We start from the raw sequence: 16,344 nt of genomic DNA on the forward strand, positions 1-16,344 counted from the left end.
GGGCGGTCGTCCGCCCGGGCCGGTTCCCATCTGTGTCATGCCCGGGGGTCTTGCCCGGGCGCGTCTGGCGCGAAGAGCGCCTGGTTTTCCATCACGATCTGCATCACCTTCTGCCGCGGCTGCGCCTCGAGGCCGGCGCCGTTGACCCGGCGCATGAACTCGAGCGCGCCGGGGTTCAGGCTCTGGTTCGAGCGCCAGCCGAGCGGCGATAGCGCGGCGATCTGGGCCTCCGTCAGCCCGGCGAAGCGCAAGAGCTGCTGGCCGGGGCGCATCTGGTCGGGCTCGTCCTCCAGCGCGAACACGGCGATCCGGTCTGCGCCCACCGCGGCGCGCATCCGGTCGGCGAGACCGTCCCAGGTGCCGCAGTCGGCCGTTTCGTCGGTGAAGTCATCCCAGGTTCCGGCGTAGCCGTCGGTCTTGACTGCCTGGTTGTGCACGCTTCGTTTCCACGCGCCGATCTCGCGGGTGTAGAACGCGTAGCGCGGCGCGAAGGGCGCGAGGTGGCGGTCGTAAAGCTCGAGCAGGCGTTCCAGCATCGGATAGAGGGTGGTGACGCCGGGGTTGCCGAGCATCGCGCCGGGCAGGTTTTCGTGGCTGACCAGCACCGGCAGATCGCCGGGCGCGATCTCGTCGCGCAGCGCTTCGATCTGGGCCACGAGGTGCGCCTCGCGTTCGGGCGTGGGGTCGAGGCTGAAATCCACCGCGGCGCGGCCCATGCGCTGGGCGGGCGTGCCTTGCACCGGCATCCGCACCACGAGCTGCGCCGCAAGCGCATCGGCGTTGCGGCGCAGGAGGTGGTGCAGCGCGGTCGAGGCGGTTTTCTGCACGCCGATGTGCAGAGTGACCGCCCGCGCGCTTATGCCCCGGTCTTCGGCCATGGCGGGCTCAGAAGGTCCGCGCCTTGGGCGCGATCTTCTCGAGGCTGATGCCGCCATCCGACTCGGTCGTGAGTGGATCGAGCACCACCGGGCGATGGCTGAGCTCGACCTTGTTGCCGTCGATCCGGCTGATCGTATGCACACGCCAGTTCTCGTCGTCGCGCGTCGGGAAATCCTCGTGCGCGTGCGCGCCGCGGCTTTCGTGCCGGGCCTCGGCACCGGTGATGGTGGCGAGCGCGTTGGGCATGAGGTTGGTCAGTTCCAGCGTCTCCATCAGGTCGGTGTTCCAGATCAGCGAGCGGTCGGTGACGTGGAGATCATCGAGCTTGGCGGCGATCGCCGTCATCTTCTCGACGCCCTGCGCCAGCGTATCGGAGGTGCGGAACACGGCGGCGTCTTCCTGCATCGTGCGCTGCATCTCCAGCCGCAGTTCGGCGGTGGGCACGTTGCCGGTGGCATGGCGCAGCCCGTCGAACCGGTCGAACGCCTTGTCGAGCGACGCCTTGTTGACGGGTGCGTTGGGTTTGCCGGCCTCGATCACCTGGCCCGCGCGGATCGCGGCGGCGCGGCCGAAGACCACGAGGTCGATCAGCGAGTTGGAGCCGAGACGGTTGGCGCCGTGCACGCTGGCGCAGCCCGCTTCGCCCACCGCCATCAGGCCGGGGACCACGGCGTTGGGATCGTCCGCCGTCGGATTCAGGGCCTCGCCCCAGTAGTTGGTGGGGATGCCGCCCATGTTGTAATGCACCGTCGGCAGAACCGGGATCGGCTCCTTGGTCACGTCGACACCGGCGAAGATCGCCGCGCTCTCCGAGATGCCGGGCAGGCGTTCGGCCAGCGCCTCGGGCGGCAGGTGCGAGAGGTTGAGGTGAATGTGATCACCATTCGCGCCCACGCCGCGGCCCTCGCGGATTTCCATCGTCATGCAGCGCGAGACGTAGTCGCGCGGGGCAAGATCCTTGTAGTGCGGCGCGTAGCGTTCCATGAACCGCTCGCCCTCGGCGTTGGTGAGGTAGCCGCCCTCGCCGCGCGCGCCCTCGGTGATCAGGCAGCCCGCGCCGTAGATGCCGGTGGGGTGGAACTGCACGAACTCCATGTCCTGCAGCGGCAGCCCCGCGCGCGCCACCATGCCGCCTCCGTCGCCGGTGCAGGTGTGGGCGCTCGTTGCGCTGAAATAGGCCCGGCCATAGCCGCCTGTGGCCAGCACGACCGTCTTGGCCGAGAACAGATGGAAGGTGCCGTCGTCGAGCTTCCAGCACAGCACGCCCTGCACCGCGCCGTCTTCGCCCATGATCAGGTCGATGGCGAAATACTCGATGTAGAACTCGGCGTTGTGCTTGAGGCTCTGGCCGTAGAGCGTGTGCAGGATCGCGTGGCCGGTGCGGTCGGCGGCGGCACAGGTGCGCTGCACCGGCGGGCCGTCACCGAACTCAGTGGTGTGGCCGCCGAAGGGGCGCTGGTAGATCTTGCCTTCCTCGGTGCGGCTGAACGGCACGCCGTAGTGCTCGAGTTCATAGACGGCCTTGGGCGCCTCGCGAGCGAGGTATTCCATCGCGTCGGTGTCGCCCAGCCAGTCCGAGCCCTTCACGGTGTCATACATGTGCCATTGCCAGCTGTCGGGGCCCATGTTGCCGAGGCTCGCGGCGATCCCGCCCTGGGCGGCGACGGTGTGGCTCCGGGTGGGGAACACCTTGGTCACGTTCGCCGTGCGCAGGCCCTGTTCGGCCATGCCGAGGGTGGCACGCAGGCCCGCGCCACCGGCGCCGACGACGACCACGTCGTATTCGTGGGTTTCGTATTCGTAAGCAGCCATGTGTGGTTCCTCAGGCGCCGAAGAAGATTTTCAGGATGGCGATGGTGCCGATCAGTGCGAAAGAGGCGCTCAGAAGGCGCGTCCCGATGATGAGCACCAGCTCCCAGCGGCCATGCACGTAATCCTCGATCACCACCTGGATGCCCTGGAAGAAGTGCAGGAAGGCGGTGAGCATGAAGGCCACCGTGACGGTGGCGTTGATCGGATGGCTGTAGGCCGCGTGCACCGCCTCGTAGCCGTCGCCCATGTTGTAGGCGAGCGGGAAGAGAAAGAGCGGCATCAGGATCAGCAGCGCGATGGAACTCACCCGCTGCTCCCAGAAATGCCCGGTGCCCGAGCGGGCCGAGCCGAGGCCGGTGGCGCGTTTGCGGTCGGTCAGGTAGCGCATGGGGTTCTCCTTACACCGCGAGGGCGACCCAGATGGTCGCGATGGTGAGCAGGGCGGTGACCGCGAGGCCGATGACGGCGGTGCGGTTGACCCGCTTCTGGCCGAAGTGCGAGCCGGTGTCCCACACCAGGTGCCGGATGCCGTTGACGAAGTGGAACCAGGCCGAAACCGCGCCGCCGAGCAGCACGAGCCAGCCGAGCCAGGAGGTCATCAATCCGTTCACCGCGGCGAAGGCATCGGGTGACCAGGCCAGCGCGAAAAACCAGATCGCGATCAGCGCGGTAACGATGCCGAGAGCGACGCCGGTGATCCGATGCAGGATCGACATCGCCATGTTGAGCGGCCATTTGTAGACTTGCAGGTGCGGCGAGAGGGGGCGGTTTCCCCGATCCACGTCAGCCATGACATGCCCTTTCGAAGCTGTTGGCGGTTCTGCACATGCATAATGAATTTCGCCCGGCTGTCACGCCCGGAGGGCGCGGAAATGCCGCATGTGAGCGAAAACGGGAAAGGTTTTCGGCATTCGTGATCACAAGGTTAAATTTTGTGATCACCATTTAGACGGCTTCGTGTGAGGTGGGCAGGAGAATCGCGTTTTCTGCAAGGCCTGAAATACCGGAAACCAGATATTTGAATATGTTGCGCTGCCGCGCGCTGCGCGGACTCTCAGAGGAGAAAGGCAATCAGCGCGGCCACAAGCACTACCTCGAGCCCCGCGGCGATGCGCCAGGGCGTGCGGACTGCGGTCCTGCGCTCCAATTTCAACGCTGCGAACGCGGTGGCCATCGCGGCAAAGGACCCGGCGAGGAAGGCACCCGTGGCGGCCGGCAGGTTGCCGGCGGCGATGGGCCAGAGTGCGAGGCAGATGATCGCCAGGGCGAGGCCCGACAGCGCGCCGCCGAATGCGCGGTAGAGGCCGGTGAGGACGTTTCGCAAACCGTCGGATGGCGGATCCGCTGCGGCGCCGAGCATCTCGGCATGGTAGCGCATCGGCACGGGTGAGACGCTGTATTTCAACCCCATCGCGAGGGCTCCGAGGCCGGCGATGCAAAACAGAACGACAGAAAGCGACATGTGAAAGACCTCCCGGAATGGGCAGTCTAGCATGTTTCGGGCAGATTCGCAGGCGAGCGTCAGATCGGCATCAGCGCCCAATAGTCGAGATCGAGAAGCACCTCGGGGAGGTATTTGCCATCTTCGCCTTTCAGCGCGAAGGCCGGGGCGCCATGTTTCATCGCGACGAGCCGCAGCCGCACCGCGCCGACGCCGGGGTGGGTTGTCTCGGCCATGTCGAGCACCTCCGACCATGCGCGCAGCGTATCGCCGGCGAAGCAGGGGTTGGCGTGGGCACCGGCGTTGAGCCCAACGATCATCTGGGCGTTGGCGAGGCCGTTGAAACTGAGCGCGCGCGCAAGGCTGATGACGTGGCCGCCATAGATCAGCCGCTTGCCGTCTTCGCGGTTGGTGGCGTCGAAATGCACCTTGGCGGTGTTCTGCCACAGCCGCGTGGCCATCATGTGCTCGGCTTCCTCGATCGTCACGCCATCGACGTGGTCGATCTTTTCTCCGATCGCGTAATCCGCCATTCGATGAAGCCCGCCCGCGAGGGTGAAATCGTAGCGGGCAAAATCGAGGCCCTCGGGAATTACCAAGTCATCTGCCGCCAGCGCGGGCTTCAACTCGGGAACCAGGGTGTCGGGCGCGTCGGCGTTCGGGTCGCCTTTGCGCACCATGACCCAGCGGATGTAGTCGAGCACCGGCTCGTCGTCCTGGTTGATGCCCCGGGTGCGCACCCAGACGACGCCCGACTTGCCGTTGGAATTCTGCTTCAGCCCGATCACCTGGCTTGTCGCGCGCAGCGTGTCGCCGGGATAGACCGGCTTCAGCCAGCGGCCTTCGGCATAGCCGAGGTTGGCCACCGCGTTCAGCGAGATATCGGGCACCGTCTTTCCGAAGACGATGTGAAAGGCGGCGAGATCGTCGAGCGGCGACTGGTCGAGGCCGCAGGCCCGGGCGAATTCGTCGGAGGAATAGAGCGCGTGGCGGGCGGGGTAGAGCGCGTGGTAGAGCGCGCGCTCGCCGCCCGAGACGGTACGCGGCACCGCGTGGGCGATGACCTCGCCAATGCGGTAGTCCTCGAAGAAACGGCCCGGGTTGGTCTTGGCCATCACTGCGCTCCCAGTTCCATGTCGGGCTGGTATTCCTTGCCGGACACGTCCTTCACCACGGCCTGGGCGCAGCGCATCACGCCGTTCGCGGCATCGAAGGCGTAAGCCGGGTCGCCATGCAGCGCCCACCCCTTGTTCAGCTCGGCAGTGACCTTGTGGCAGAACGCGGCGTTATCGTCGCCGGTGAGCAGACGGTAGAGCTTCATGCATAGGTTCCCAGGAAGGGGCTGTAGCCGAGCCAGTAATGCACTGCAGAAATCACCGCGTAGAGCACGAGTGATCCAACGGCCAGCATCGCATCCTTGCGGATCGGGCCGGGGGCCGGGCGCTGCCACGGCTCGGCCCGGCTGATCAGCACCATCGACAGGAGCGCGTAGGCCCCCATGCCGCCGAACAGTACCACCGAGGCCAGATCGCCGTTCACCAGCAGGTGGGCGATCGCCCAGAGCAGCAGGCCGGTGAGCATGTTGTGGCGGACCTTCGAGGCGACCCAGCCTTTCATGCTGCCCGCGCCGAAGAAGAAGATTGAGAACAGCATGATGAGGTTGTTGGCATGGCCCATGCCTGGCAGCGGGGTGTAGACGGGAATATTGGTCGTGCTGCGGTAACCGATCACCATGAGCACGATGCCGGCCAGCGCCATCAGCGCCATGAGGCCCTTGCCGCGCTGTTCGCCCAGGCTTGCCCGCAGGCCGGGGGCGATGCGTTTGAGGGTGTGAGAAAGTACCCACAGGATGAGGCCGATAATCAGGAGGGTCATGGTTTATCCTTCGAGGTCTGCAATGGCGTCGGCCTTGGCGATCAAAGCCTTCGCCGTCACGATATGCAGATTCTCGACGATTTTGCCATCAACAACCGCCACACCCTGCCCGGCGGCCTCGGCTTCCTCGAAGGCGGCGATCTGGCGGCGGGCCAGATCGAGGTCGGCCTGCGATGGGGCGAAAACCTCGTTGGCAATGGCGATCTGGGCGGGGTGGATCAGGGTTTTTCCGTCGAAGCCGAGATCGCGCCCCTGCTCGCATTCGCGCCGCAGACCCTCATCGTCCTTGAAGGCGTTGTAGACCCCATCGACGATCGGCACGCCATCGGCGCGGGCGGCGATCAGGCTGATCTGGAGCGCCATCATGATCTCGGCGCGGTCCGGGCCGGGGCGCGCGCCGAGTTCCTTCACCAGGTCGTTCGTGCCCATCACGATCCCGGCAAGGCGCGGGTGCGCGGCGATTTCCTTGGCGTTGAGAACGCCGGAGGCGGTTTCCATCATCGCCCAGATCGCCACGTCCGACATCATCTCGGCCAGCGTCTCGACATCGTAGGCCGAGTTGACCTTGGGCAGCAGGATGCCGTCGATCTCGGCGTTTCGGAAGGCCTGGATATCGGCATTGCCCCAGCGGCTCTCGAAGCCGTTGATCCGCACCAGCTTGGCCCGGTTGCCGTAGCCGCCCTTGTCGAGTTCCTCGCGCAGGGTCGCGCGGGCCTGGTCCTTGGCGTCGGGCGCGACGGCGTCTTCGAGATCGAAGATGATCGCATCGGCGGCGAGGCTGCGCGCCTTGTCGAGCGCGCGCGCGTTCGAGCCCGGGATGTAGAGCACCGAGCGGTAGGGGCGCGTCGACTGGGTCATGATTCTCTCCATGCGGCAATTTTGTTGCGCAACCGACCATATCCACGCAGGAATCCGCAAGCCCCAAAATGCCGCAATGCAGAAAAAACCAATCGTGAATTCGAAAGCCCAAAACAGTCGACCGGGCCAGTACTGATAGCTGAGCCCGCGGATCTACTCCTCTTGGCAGTCTTCCCTTGGCTTCATTTCGGCTTCCAGAATGACCTTTGCGGTCACGCCGAAGTCGATTCCGATTTCGGTGGAAAATCGCACAGTTTGAAGTTTTCTTTCTGCTGCACAGATGCTGTCGAACGTTGAATTGAATGCATCCACAAGAATAGTTTGAACTTCTTCCGCGGACACCTGTTTTCGGCCAAAGAAATTCACGGCTTGGATGCCATACCCTGCCGGCAGTTTGTCTAGAGATAACTCTCCGGACCCTAGATACTCGGGTGTGAAAATGCTTTCGATTTTTCCGCTGGGATCAATCTTCGCGTATCCTAAGCCTTGGGCCAGTTGGAACGCAGGGGCCTTAGAATCTGGCAATAACAATTCACGATCAATTTCTTGGTCAACTGGAATAAGTCCGTCGCCGGTGTAACGATAGCGGATTGTTTCAGTTGCCTCCTCGCTGACCGTCTCTTGACTAGCAGCAGGCGTAAACGAAGTCAGCAATACCATTGCGGAAGCTACAAATTTGGCGAGACTCATTTAGTGTGCCCTCCATGAATATTTCGACGCTGGCTTAGTTGGCGTGAAATTGTCAAGGATTGCTGGCGCCCTACGACAGCGAGTCCCAGATCAGCTTGATGCCGGTGAGGGTGAGAAACAGGTAAGTCAGCGCGAAAAACCACCGGTCGGTCAGCCTCCGGTGCGCGATGACGCCGATCCAGACCCCGAGCACGGCGAAGGGAATGAGGATGAGATCGGCCCGCGCAGTTTCCCACGTGAAGATGCCGAGAAAAAGATAGGGCAAAAACTTCAGCAGGTTCACCGCCCAGAACACGAGCACGGTGGTGCCCTGGTAGGTGGTCTTGTCGAAGCCGCGGGTGAGCAGGAACACCGCCGAGGGTGGTCCGCCCGCGTGGCTGATGAAGCTGGTGAACCCGGTCACCGCCCCGGCCACGCGCCCGCCCCAGAGCGACATCGGCCGCGTGCCCGGACGGTAGAGCCCGAGCCGCTTGGCCGATTGCCAGATGACGAAGGCCAGCGCCACCGCGCCGATCAGGAAGCGGAACAGGTCGGGATTGCTGATCGAGTAGAGCGCGGCCCCGAGCGCGATGCCGGGCACCGCGCCGACGATCAAAGCCAGTGCGGAGGGCGTGTCCCAGGTCTTCCAATAGGGTTTGAGCGCGGTCACATCCATCAGCATGAGAAGCGGCAGCATCAACCCGATCGCCTGCCCGGGCTCCAGAATCAGCGCCAGAAGCGGCGTCGCGGCGAAGGCCGCACCGGAGCCGAAGCCCCCCTTCGAGACGCCCGCGAAGATCACGGCGGGGATCGCCACGAGGAAGAATGTCAGGCCAAGTTCCACGCGCACCCCTTCCGGAAACCCCTCATTCTGAACAGGTTTAGCGGTATCAGCCCGGGGTGCAAGGGGCACGGGCCCGCAGGTGCTGCGGCGCGGCGGGCTTGCGTGGCAGCGCCACCGGGGGTAGGCAACCGGCACCAAACAAACCTGATCGGAGATCATTTCATGGCTCGACCCAAGATTGCCCTCATCGGCGCAGGCCAGATCGGCGGCACGCTCGCCCATCTCGTCGCGCTCAAGGAACTCGGTGACGTGGTTCTCTTCGACATTGCCGACGGCACGCCCCAGGGCAAGGCACTCGACATCGCGGAATCGGGCCCGGTCGAAGGCTTCGACGCGGCGCTGAAGGGCACGACCGACTACGCCGACATCGCCGGCGCCGATGTGTGCATCGTCACCGCCGGTGTGCCGCGCAAGCCCGGCATGAGCCGCGACGACCTGCTCGGCATCAACCTCAAGGTGATGAAGGCCGTGGGCGAAGGCATCAAGGCCAACGCCCCCGACGCTTTCGTGATCTGCATCACCAACCCGCTCGACGCGATGGTCTGGGCGCTGCAGCAGTATTCCGGCCTGCCGCCGGAGAAGGTGGTGGGCATGGCGGGCGTGCTCGACGCCGCCCGTTTCCGTCACTTCCTTTCGGTCGAATTCGACGTGTCGATGAAGGATGTGACCGCCTTCGTGCTCGGCGGCCATGGCGACACCATGGTGCCGCTTACCCGTTACTCGACGGTCGCCGGCATCCCGCTCCCCGACCTCGTTGAGATGGGCTGGACCACGCAGGAAAAGCTCGACGCCATCGTGCAGCGCACCCGCGACGGCGGCGCCGAGATCGTCGGCCTGCTGAAAACCGGCTCTGCCTTCTACGCCCCGGCGGCCTCGGCCGTGGAGATGGCGGAAGCCTATCTCAAGGACCAGAAGCGCCTTCTGCCCTGCGCGGCATGGGTCGACGGCGCCCTCGGCCTCGAAGGCATGTATGTTGGCGTGCCGACGATCATCGGCGCGAACGGTATCGAACGCGTGGTCGACATCAAGCTCGCCAAGGATGAGCAGGAGATGTTCGACAAGTCGGTCGACGCGGTGAAGGGCCTCGTGGAAGCCTGCAAGGGGATCGACGAAGCTCTCGCCTGAGGGCGACCGCGATCAGACAGAAAGATGGGCGGCCTCCGAAAGGGTGGGCCGCCCTTTTTTGTGTTTATGCCGCTTGGGCAGTGCTAGGGGATTGACCAGGGAGACGGGTGTTCAGCGAGTGAGGGGATTCACGATGACGGACGAACTGACCGCCGAGCCTGAAAAGGGCTTCGTTTTCGCGACGACCGGTGAATCCTATACAATCCTCGCACGGCGTGCGGCCCGCTCGCTTCGGGCCGTGATGCCACGCGCGGCGATCGATCTGTTCACTGATCAGGCCGTGGATGATGTGGTTTTCGATCAGATTCACGGTCTGGCTCACAACGGTCACCGACCGAAGATGGAAGCACTGCGCCGCTCGCGGTTTGCGCGCACCATCTACCTGGATGCCGACGTGATGGTGCTCACCGATATTTCCGAGGTCTTCGATCTTCTCGACGGGTATGATCTGGCAGCGGCGCTTGGCGGTAACCGTTCACAGCAGATGGTTCCTCCGGATGACGGCCTGCCCCGCGCTTTCCCGGTGGTGAATTCCGGCGTGATCGCGGCGCGCTCGAGCCCTCGGCTCGCCGCCTTTCTGACCGAATGAGAAGATGAAGTAGCCCGGACCAAATCGCGTCTGGACCAACCGGCGCTGCGCCGCCGTCTTTATGAGACCGACCTTCGTTTCATCCCTTTGCCGATCGAATACAATCTGAAGAACATCAAGACGATCGATGTCTGGCTTTTGATCAACGGCGCGCCGCGCATACTGCACCAGGCGGCGCTGCACAAAGGCCCACCGGGCGATCCGATGACGCCCTATAGTCTGGACGAACTTCTATCGGTGCCGCGGGCCAAGCATGTGCGCGATCTGTTGGAGACGGATTGGAGCCTTGGCGGAACCCCGCAAGCGATTTCCACGCCGACCGATCGGTTGCGTCTTCAACTCAAGAGACAGCAGGGCGGCGCCGGCAAGGCCACGCGCAGACTCCGTCGGCTCATGGAAAGGCTGCGCGCGGGGCTGCTCCGGCGATCCCGGTAGTCCGTTGCCGGGCGACTCGTGGGGCGCGAAGCCTGCGACAGGCTGCCGCGATCCTGCTTTGTGATCACACGTTGGAAATATGTGATCACATAGTGCAGAAATCCGGGCCGATTGCCGCTCATAAGGCAGAAAACCGTTTCTTCGCACCCTCGTGCCGTGCAATGTGCCCGGCAATCGCAAGCAGACGGGACAGTTTCATGAATATCCATGAATACCAGGCGAAGGCGCTTCTTCGCAGCTACGGCGCACCGGTTTCCGACGGCCGGGTCGTTCTCAAGGCCGATGAGGCGAAGACCAAGGCGAGTGAGCTCGACGGGCCGCTCTGGGTGGTGAAGGCGCAAATTCACGCCGGCGGCCGCGGCAAGGGCCACTTCAAGGAGGCCGGCGCAGGCGAAAAGGGCGGTGTCCGGCTCGCGAAGTCGGTCGAGGAGGCCGCCGAGGAAGCCAAGAAGATGCTCGGCCGCACGCTGGTGACGCACCAGACCGGCCCGGCGGGCAAGCAGGTCAACCGCATCTACATCGAAGACGGCTCCGGCATCGAGCGCGAGCTTTACCTCGCCCTGCTGGTCGACCGGAAGACCAGCCGCATCTCTTTCGTCTGCTCTACCGAAGGCGGCATGGATATCGAGGAAGTGGCGGCGAAGACGCCCGAGAAGATCCTCTCGTTCAGCGTCGACCCGGCCACGGGCTACCAGGGCTTCCACGGCCGCCGCATCGCCTTCGCGCTGGGCCTTGAAGGCGCGCAGGTGAAACAGTGCGTCGCGCTCATGGGCACGCTCTACAAGGTCTTCACCGAGAAAGACATGGAGATGCTCGAGATCAACCCGCTGATCGTGACCGATACCGGCGATCTCAAGGTGCTCGACGCCAAGTTCGGCTTCGACGGCAACGCGATCTACCGCCACCCCGACATCGCCGAACTGCGCGACACCTCGGAGGAAGATCCCAAGGAGCTGGAAGCCTCGAAATACGATCTCAACTACATCGCGCTCGATGGCGAGATCGGCTGTATGGTGAACGGCGCGGGCCTCGCCATGGCGACGATGGACATCATCAAGCTCTATGGCGCCGAGCCCGCCAACTTCCTCGACGTGGGCGGCGGCGCCACCAAGGAGAAGGTGACCGAAGCCTTCAAGATCATCACCTCCGATCCGCAGGTGAAGGGCATCCTCGTCAACATCTTCGGCGGCATCATGCGCTGCGACGTGATCGCGGAAGGCGTGATCGCGGCGGTGAAGGAAGTCGGCCTGCAAGTGCCGTTGGTGGTGCGCCTCGAGGGCACCAACGTGGAAGAGGGCAAGGCGCTGATCAACAATTCCGGTCTCGACGTGATCGCCGCCGACAACCTGTCGGACGGCGCCGAGAAGATCGTCAAGGCGGTGAAGGGGTAAGGCTGGTGTCCGCGATTGCCGCAAACGATTGGCTGGAGCGCCACAACGGGCGCACAGCGCAGGATTGCGGGGTGCGACTCGCTGCGGCCAGTCATGCCGTATGGCCGTCCGATAAAAACCTCCAAGTCCTGATCGAAGACCAAATCAAGAGTGACCTTTTGGACTTCGCATTCCACGCAAGAAAACTGATGGAAAGGCGAAGCTTAAAAAGTGCCACCGTCGGCAGCGATCCACTCTGGCCTCCGTCCCAATTGGAGCCGCCAGAAAAGAACCTCTGGGCCTTGCTTGGGCTCATTGTTCATGCGGACTCAATCGACGTTTCGTGGGAACAAGCCGACCTGCAACCAAACCCCTACAAGGGTCGCAGTCCTATGTTCGCGGGATCGGTCAAGGTTCAGTCCGATAACGGTTCAGCGACGCTTCCGATCGGTTCACTCACATCGACATTTTTCGGACAGGTGCTAGCATCGTCCGATTTTCAAGAAGAATAGGGAGCCAGGCGAAATGGCAATTCTCGTTAACGAAAACACCAAGGTGATCTGCCAGGGCTTTACCGGCTCGCAGGGCACCTTCCATTCCGAACAGGCCATCGCTTACGGCACCAAGATGGTCGGCGGCGTGACCCCGGGCAAGGGCGGGCAGACGCACCTGAACCTGCCTGTGTTCAACTCCGTGCACGAGGCCAAATCCGTGACCGAGGCGAATGCGAGCGTGATCTACGTGCCGCCGCCGTTTGCCGCCGACTCGATCCTCGAAGCGATCGACGCCGAGATGGAACTGATCGTCTGCATCACCGAGGGCATCCCGGTGCTCGACATGATGAAGGTCAAGCGCGCGCTCGAAGGCTCCGCCTCGCGGCTGATCGGCCCGAACTGCCCCGGCGTGATCACCCCCGACGCCTGCAAGATCGGCATCATGCCCGGCCATATTCACAAGCGCGGGAGCGTGGGTGTCGTCAGCCGCTCGGGCACCCTTACTTATGAAGCCGTGAAACAGACCTCCGACATCGGCCTCGGCCAGTCCACCGCCGTGGGTATCGGCGGCGACCCGATCAAGGGCACCGAGCATATCGACGTGCTCGACATGTTCCTCGACGACGACGAGACCGAGAGCATCATCATGATCGGCGAGATCGGCGGCACCGCCGAGGAAGAAGCGGCCGAGTTCCTCAAGGAACAGAAGAAAAAGGGCCGCTGGAAGCCGGTTGCCGGCTTCATCGCCGGCCGCACCGCGCCTCCGGGCCGCCGCATGGGCCATGCCGGCGCGATCGTGTCGGGCGGCCAGGGCGGCGCCGAAGACAAGATCGAGGCTATGCGCTCGGCCGGCATCGTCGTGGCCGACAGCCCGGCGACGCTGGGCGAAGCCGTGCTCGAGGCGATCGGAAAATAAACTGCTTGCGCGCGCCCGATCGACCCGGGCGCGCGCAGTCCATTTCGTCAGGTGACACCCCATGACCGACCATTCCCCAAACGACCAGTTCAAGGCGTCGAGCTTCATGCAGGGCCACAACGCGGCCTATCTCGAACAGCTTTACGCGCAATACGCGAAAGACCCGGATGCGGTCGACGAGGCGTGGCGGGCGTTTTTCGCCGAATTGGGCGATGCCGAGGGTGACGTGACCGCCGAGGCGCAGGGGCCCTCATGGCAACGGCGCGATTGGCCGCCGACCCCGGGGGGTGACCTGGTTCACGCGCTCGACGGCCAGTGGCCCGAGGAGGCCAAGCCCGAGAAGATCGCCGCCAAGATCAAGGACAAGGCCGCCGAGGCCGGCGTGGTGATCACCGAGGACCAGGTGAAGCGCGCCGTGCTCGATTCGGTGCGCGCGCTGATGATCATCCGCGCCTACCGTATTCGCGGCCACCTTGCCGCCGATCTCGATCCTCTTGGCCTGCACGAAAAAAGCGACCACCCGGAGCTTGATCCGGCCTCCTACGGCTTCACCGAGGCCGACATGGACCGGCCGATCTACCTCGACAACGTGCTGGGCCTGCAAACCGGCTCGATGCGCCAGATCCTCGATATCGTGCGGCGCACCTATTGCGGCACTTTCGCGCTGCAGTACATGCACATTTCCGACCCCGAGCAATCGAGCTGGCTCAAGGAGCGGATCGAGGGGCTGGGCAAGGAAATCCAGTTCACCCGCCGTGGCCGTCAGGCGATCCTGAACAAGCTGGTCGAGGCGGAAGGCTTCGAGAAGTTCTGCCACGTCAAGTTCATGGGCACCAAGCGTTTCGGCCTCGACGGCGCCGAGGCGCTGGTGCCGGCGATGGAGCAGATCATCAAGCGCGGCGGCTCGCTCGGCCTGAAGGAGGTCGTCATCGGGATGCCGCACCGCGGCCGCCTTTCGGTGCTCGCCAACGTGATGTCGAAGCCCTACCGCGCGATCTTCAACGAGTTCCAGGGCGGCAGCTTCAAGCCCGAGGACGTCGATGGCTCGGGCGACGTGAAATACCACCTCGGCGCCTCGTCGGACCGTGAGTTCGACGGTAACAAGGTCCACCTCAGCCTGACCGCCAACCCCAGCCACCTCGAGGCGGTCAACCCGGTGGTGCTGGGCAAGGTGCGCGCCAAGCAGGCGCAGCTCAACGATACCGAGCGCACCCAGGTTCTGCCGGTGCTTCTGCATGGTGACGCTGCGTTCGCCGGGCAGGGCGTTGTGGCGGAGGGCTTCGGCCTCTCGGGCCTCGTCGGCCACCGCACCGGCGGCACGATCCACATCATTGTCAACAACCAGATCGGCTTCACCACGGCGCCGAGCTTCTCGCGCTCCTCGCCCTATCCGACCGATATCGCGCTGATGGTTGAGGCGCCGATCTTCCACGTCAACGGCGACGACCCGGAAGCCGTGGTCCATGCCGCCAAGGTGGCCACCGAGTTCCGCCAGAAGTTCCACAAGGACGTGGTCATCGACATGTTCTGCTACCGGCGCTTCGGCCACAACGAGGGGGATGAACCGATGTTCACCAACCCCCTCATGTACAAGGCGATCAAGACCCACAAGACCACGCTCCAGCTCTACACCGAGCGCCTGATCAAGGACGGGCTGATCCCCGAGGGCGAGATCGAGGACATGAAGACCGCCTTCCAGGCCGGGCTCAACGAGGAGTTCGAGGCCTCGAAGGACTACAAGCCCAACAAGGCCGACTGGCTCGACGGGCGCTGGTCGCATCTCAACCGGCAGGGCGAGGAATACCAGCGCGGCCAGACCGCGATCCCGGAGGCAATGTTCCACGAGATCGGCACGGCGCTCACCCGGGCGCCCGATGGGTTCGAGCTGCACAAGACGGTGGGGCGGATGCTCGAGGCCAAGCGCCAGATGTTCGAGACCGGCAAGGGGTTCGACTGGGCCACCGGCGAGGCTTTGGCCATCGGTTCGCTCACGCTCGAAGGCTACCCGGTGCGCCTCTCGGGGCAGGATGCCACACGTGGCACCTTCTCACATCGCCACTCAGCGCTGATCAACCAGGCCACCGAGGAACGCTACTACCCGCTCAACCATATCCGCGAGGGGCAGGCGCGTTACGAGGTCATCGACTCGATGCTCTCGGAATACGCCGTGCTGGGCTTCGAATACGGCTACAGCCTCGCCGAACCCAACGCGCTGACGATGTGGGAGGCGCAGTTTGGCGATTTCGCCAATGGGGCGCAGATCATGTTCGACCAGTTCATCTCGTCGGGCGAAGCCAAGTGGCTGCGGATGTCGGGGCTGACCGTGCTCCTGCCGCATGGTTACGAGGGGCAGGGGCCGGAACACTCCTCCGCCCGGCTCGAACGCTTCCTGCAGATGTGTGGCGGCGACAACTGGATCGTGGCCAACTGCACCACCCCGGCGAACTACTTCCACATCCTGCGCCGCCAGTTGCACCGCACCTATCGCAAGCCGCTCATCCTGATGACGCCGAAATCGCTCCTGCGCCACAAGCTCGCGGTTTCGGATGCCGCCGATTTCATCGAGGGGTCGTCGTTCCACCGCGTGCTCTGGGATGACGCCGATCCGCAACGTCCCACCGGGCGCTCCAATGGCAGGCTTGTTGCCGACGACAAGATCAAGCGCGTGGTGATGTGTTCCGGCAAGGTCTACTACGACCTGCTAGAAGCGCGCGACTCGCGCGAGATCGAGGATGTCTACATCATGCGTGTGGAGCAGTTCTATCCCTTCCCGGCGCTGAGCCTGGTGAAGGAGCTGGAACGCTTCTCCAACGCCGAGGTGATCTGGTGCCAGGAAGAGCCCAAGAACCAGGGCGGCTGGACGTTCATGGAACCCAATATCGAATGGGTTCTGAGCCGTATCCGCAAGGCCAACACCCGCCCGCGCTACGTCGGGCGCCCGGCGGCGGCTTCGCCCGCGACCGGGTTGATGAGCCAGCACAAAGCACAACAAGAGGCGCTCGTGAACGACGCGCTGACGATCGAAGGGAACTGACCC

The 16,344-nt window shown here is 64.1% G+C and carries 18 protein-coding genes; 7 read left to right on the forward strand and 11 right to left on the reverse strand.

Annotated elements, in window-relative coordinates; genetic code table 11:
* Positions 1-35 precede the first annotated feature (35 nt).
* From IEW01_RS03835 to IEW01_RS03885, 11 genes are all read right to left on the reverse strand, one after another.
* Positions 36-878 (reverse strand): hypothetical protein, encoded by an 843-nt coding sequence (locus tag IEW01_RS03835; protein WP_188526260.1) that lies wholly within the window; start codon positions 876-878, stop codon positions 36-38.
* Between the two features lie 7 nt (positions 879-885).
* The gene (sdhA, locus tag IEW01_RS03840) at positions 886-2,691 is read right to left on the reverse strand and encodes a succinate dehydrogenase flavoprotein subunit (RefSeq protein ID WP_188526261.1); all 1,806 of its coding nucleotides are present in this window, start codon (positions 2,689-2,691) and stop codon (positions 886-888) included.
* Between the two features lie 10 nt (positions 2,692-2,701).
* Positions 2,702-3,079 (reverse strand): succinate dehydrogenase, hydrophobic membrane anchor protein, encoded by a 378-nt coding sequence (sdhD, locus tag IEW01_RS03845; protein WP_188526262.1) that lies wholly within the window; start codon positions 3,077-3,079, stop codon positions 2,702-2,704.
* A gap of 10 nt (positions 3,080-3,089) precedes the next feature.
* Positions 3,090-3,482, reverse strand: coding sequence for a succinate dehydrogenase, cytochrome b556 subunit (gene sdhC / locus IEW01_RS03850; RefSeq protein WP_188526263.1), 393 nt, complete (start codon positions 3,480-3,482; stop codon positions 3,090-3,092).
* A gap of 263 nt (positions 3,483-3,745) precedes the next feature.
* Positions 3,746-4,153 (reverse strand): hypothetical protein, encoded by a 408-nt coding sequence (locus IEW01_RS03855; RefSeq protein WP_188526264.1) that lies wholly within the window; start codon positions 4,151-4,153, stop codon positions 3,746-3,748.
* Between the two features lie 59 nt (positions 4,154-4,212).
* A complete protein-coding gene (locus IEW01_RS03860; RefSeq protein ID WP_188526265.1) occupies positions 4,213-5,247 on the reverse strand; it encodes a MaoC family dehydratase in 1,035 nt (344 codons plus the stop codon).
* Positions 5,247-5,453: a DUF1737 domain-containing protein gene (locus IEW01_RS03865; protein ID WP_188526266.1), complete on the reverse strand. Its 207-nt coding sequence runs from the start codon at positions 5,451-5,453 to the stop codon at positions 5,247-5,249. Before IEW01_RS03865 ends, IEW01_RS03860 begins: the two co-directional genes overlap by 1 nt.
* Positions 5,450-6,007, reverse strand: coding sequence for an NnrU family protein (locus tag IEW01_RS03870; protein ID WP_188526267.1), 558 nt, complete (start codon positions 6,005-6,007; stop codon positions 5,450-5,452). Before IEW01_RS03870 ends, IEW01_RS03865 begins: the two co-directional genes overlap by 4 nt.
* Before the next feature lie 3 nt (positions 6,008-6,010).
* Positions 6,011-6,865: an HpcH/HpaI aldolase/citrate lyase family protein gene (locus IEW01_RS03875; protein ID WP_188526268.1), complete on the reverse strand. Its 855-nt coding sequence runs from the start codon at positions 6,863-6,865 to the stop codon at positions 6,011-6,013.
* A gap of 153 nt (positions 6,866-7,018) precedes the next feature.
* Entirely contained in the window at positions 7,019-7,555 is a 537-nt protein-coding gene (locus tag IEW01_RS03880; RefSeq protein ID WP_188526269.1) for a hypothetical protein, read from the reverse strand.
* Between the two features lie 70 nt (positions 7,556-7,625).
* The gene (locus tag IEW01_RS03885) at positions 7,626-8,378 is read right to left on the reverse strand and encodes a sulfite exporter TauE/SafE family protein (protein ID WP_229738041.1); all 753 of its coding nucleotides are present in this window, start codon (positions 8,376-8,378) and stop codon (positions 7,626-7,628) included.
* A gap of 162 nt (positions 8,379-8,540) precedes the next feature.
* Here IEW01_RS03885 and mdh point away from each other — a divergent pair, with 162 nt between their 5' ends.
* The 7 genes from mdh to IEW01_RS03920 all read left to right on the forward strand — a co-directional run bounded on the left by mdh (position 8,541) and on the right by IEW01_RS03920 (position 16,341).
* Entirely contained in the window at positions 8,541-9,503 is a 963-nt protein-coding gene (gene mdh, locus IEW01_RS03890; RefSeq protein ID WP_188526271.1) for a malate dehydrogenase, read from the forward strand.
* 133 nt (positions 9,504-9,636) lie between these two features.
* Positions 9,637-10,092, forward strand: a complete 456-nt coding sequence (locus IEW01_RS03895) for a hypothetical protein (RefSeq protein ID WP_188526272.1) — start codon at positions 9,637-9,639, stop codon at positions 10,090-10,092.
* 87 nt (positions 10,093-10,179) lie between these two features.
* A complete protein-coding gene (locus tag IEW01_RS03900) occupies positions 10,180-10,527 on the forward strand; it encodes a hypothetical protein (RefSeq protein ID WP_188526273.1) in 348 nt (115 codons plus the stop codon).
* Between the two features lie 197 nt (positions 10,528-10,724).
* A complete protein-coding gene (gene sucC / locus IEW01_RS03905; protein ID WP_188526274.1) occupies positions 10,725-11,918 on the forward strand; it encodes an ADP-forming succinate--CoA ligase subunit beta in 1,194 nt (397 codons plus the stop codon).
* A 5-nt stretch (positions 11,919-11,923) separates the two neighbouring features.
* Positions 11,924-12,409 (forward strand): hypothetical protein, encoded by a 486-nt coding sequence (locus IEW01_RS03910; RefSeq protein WP_188526275.1) that lies wholly within the window; start codon positions 11,924-11,926, stop codon positions 12,407-12,409.
* Between the two features lie 13 nt (positions 12,410-12,422).
* On the forward strand, positions 12,423-13,307 hold the full coding sequence (gene sucD, locus IEW01_RS03915) for a succinate--CoA ligase subunit alpha (protein ID WP_188526276.1): 885 nt from the start codon (positions 12,423-12,425) through the stop codon (positions 13,305-13,307).
* A 61-nt stretch (positions 13,308-13,368) separates the two neighbouring features.
* Positions 13,369-16,341 (forward strand): 2-oxoglutarate dehydrogenase E1 component, encoded by a 2,973-nt coding sequence (locus IEW01_RS03920; protein ID WP_188526277.1) that lies wholly within the window; start codon positions 13,369-13,371, stop codon positions 16,339-16,341.
* The last annotated feature ends 3 nt before the right edge of the window (positions 16,342-16,344 follow it).

It is taken from the genome of Sinisalibacter lacisalsi, from assembly GCF_014640115.1.
GTDB classification, from domain to species: domain Bacteria; phylum Pseudomonadota; class Alphaproteobacteria; order Rhodobacterales; family Rhodobacteraceae; genus Sinisalibacter; species Sinisalibacter lacisalsi.

Bases quoted from the DNA above. Each gene is read 5' to 3' on its own strand.
- IEW01_RS03895 (WP_188526272.1), top strand. From the start codon at position 9,637: ATGACGGACGAACTGACCGCCGAGCCTGAAAAGGGCTTCGTTTTCGCG.
- IEW01_RS03920 (WP_188526277.1), top strand. From the start codon at position 13,369: ATGACCGACCATTCCCCAAACGACCAGTTCAAGGCGTCGAGCTTCATG.
- IEW01_RS03865 (WP_188526266.1), bottom strand. From the start codon at position 5,453: ATGAAGCTCTACCGTCTGCTCACCGGCGACGATAACGCCGCGTTCTGC.
- mdh (WP_188526271.1), top strand. From the start codon at position 8,541: ATGGCTCGACCCAAGATTGCCCTCATCGGCGCAGGCCAGATCGGCGGC.
- sucD (WP_188526276.1), top strand. From the start codon at position 12,423: ATGGCAATTCTCGTTAACGAAAACACCAAGGTGATCTGCCAGGGCTTT.
- IEW01_RS03870 (WP_188526267.1), bottom strand. From the start codon at position 6,007: ATGACCCTCCTGATTATCGGCCTCATCCTGTGGGTACTTTCTCACACC.
- sucC (WP_188526274.1), top strand. From the start codon at position 10,725: ATGAATATCCATGAATACCAGGCGAAGGCGCTTCTTCGCAGCTACGGC.
- IEW01_RS03880 (WP_188526269.1), bottom strand. From the start codon at position 7,555: ATGAGTCTCGCCAAATTTGTAGCTTCCGCAATGGTATTGCTGACTTCG.
- IEW01_RS03860 (WP_188526265.1), bottom strand. From the start codon at position 5,247: ATGGCCAAGACCAACCCGGGCCGTTTCTTCGAGGACTACCGCATTGGC.
- sdhA (WP_188526261.1), bottom strand. From the start codon at position 2,691: ATGGCTGCTTACGAATACGAAACCCACGAATACGACGTGGTCGTCGTC.
- sdhC (WP_188526263.1), bottom strand. From the start codon at position 3,482: ATGGCTGACGTGGATCGGGGAAACCGCCCCCTCTCGCCGCACCTGCAA.
- IEW01_RS03835 (WP_188526260.1), bottom strand. From the start codon at position 878: ATGGCCGAAGACCGGGGCATAAGCGCGCGGGCGGTCACTCTGCACATC.
- IEW01_RS03855 (WP_188526264.1), bottom strand. From the start codon at position 4,153: ATGTCGCTTTCTGTCGTTCTGTTTTGCATCGCCGGCCTCGGAGCCCTC.
- sdhD (WP_188526262.1), bottom strand. From the start codon at position 3,079: ATGCGCTACCTGACCGACCGCAAACGCGCCACCGGCCTCGGCTCGGCC.
- IEW01_RS03875 (WP_188526268.1), bottom strand. From the start codon at position 6,865: ATGACCCAGTCGACGCGCCCCTACCGCTCGGTGCTCTACATCCCGGGC.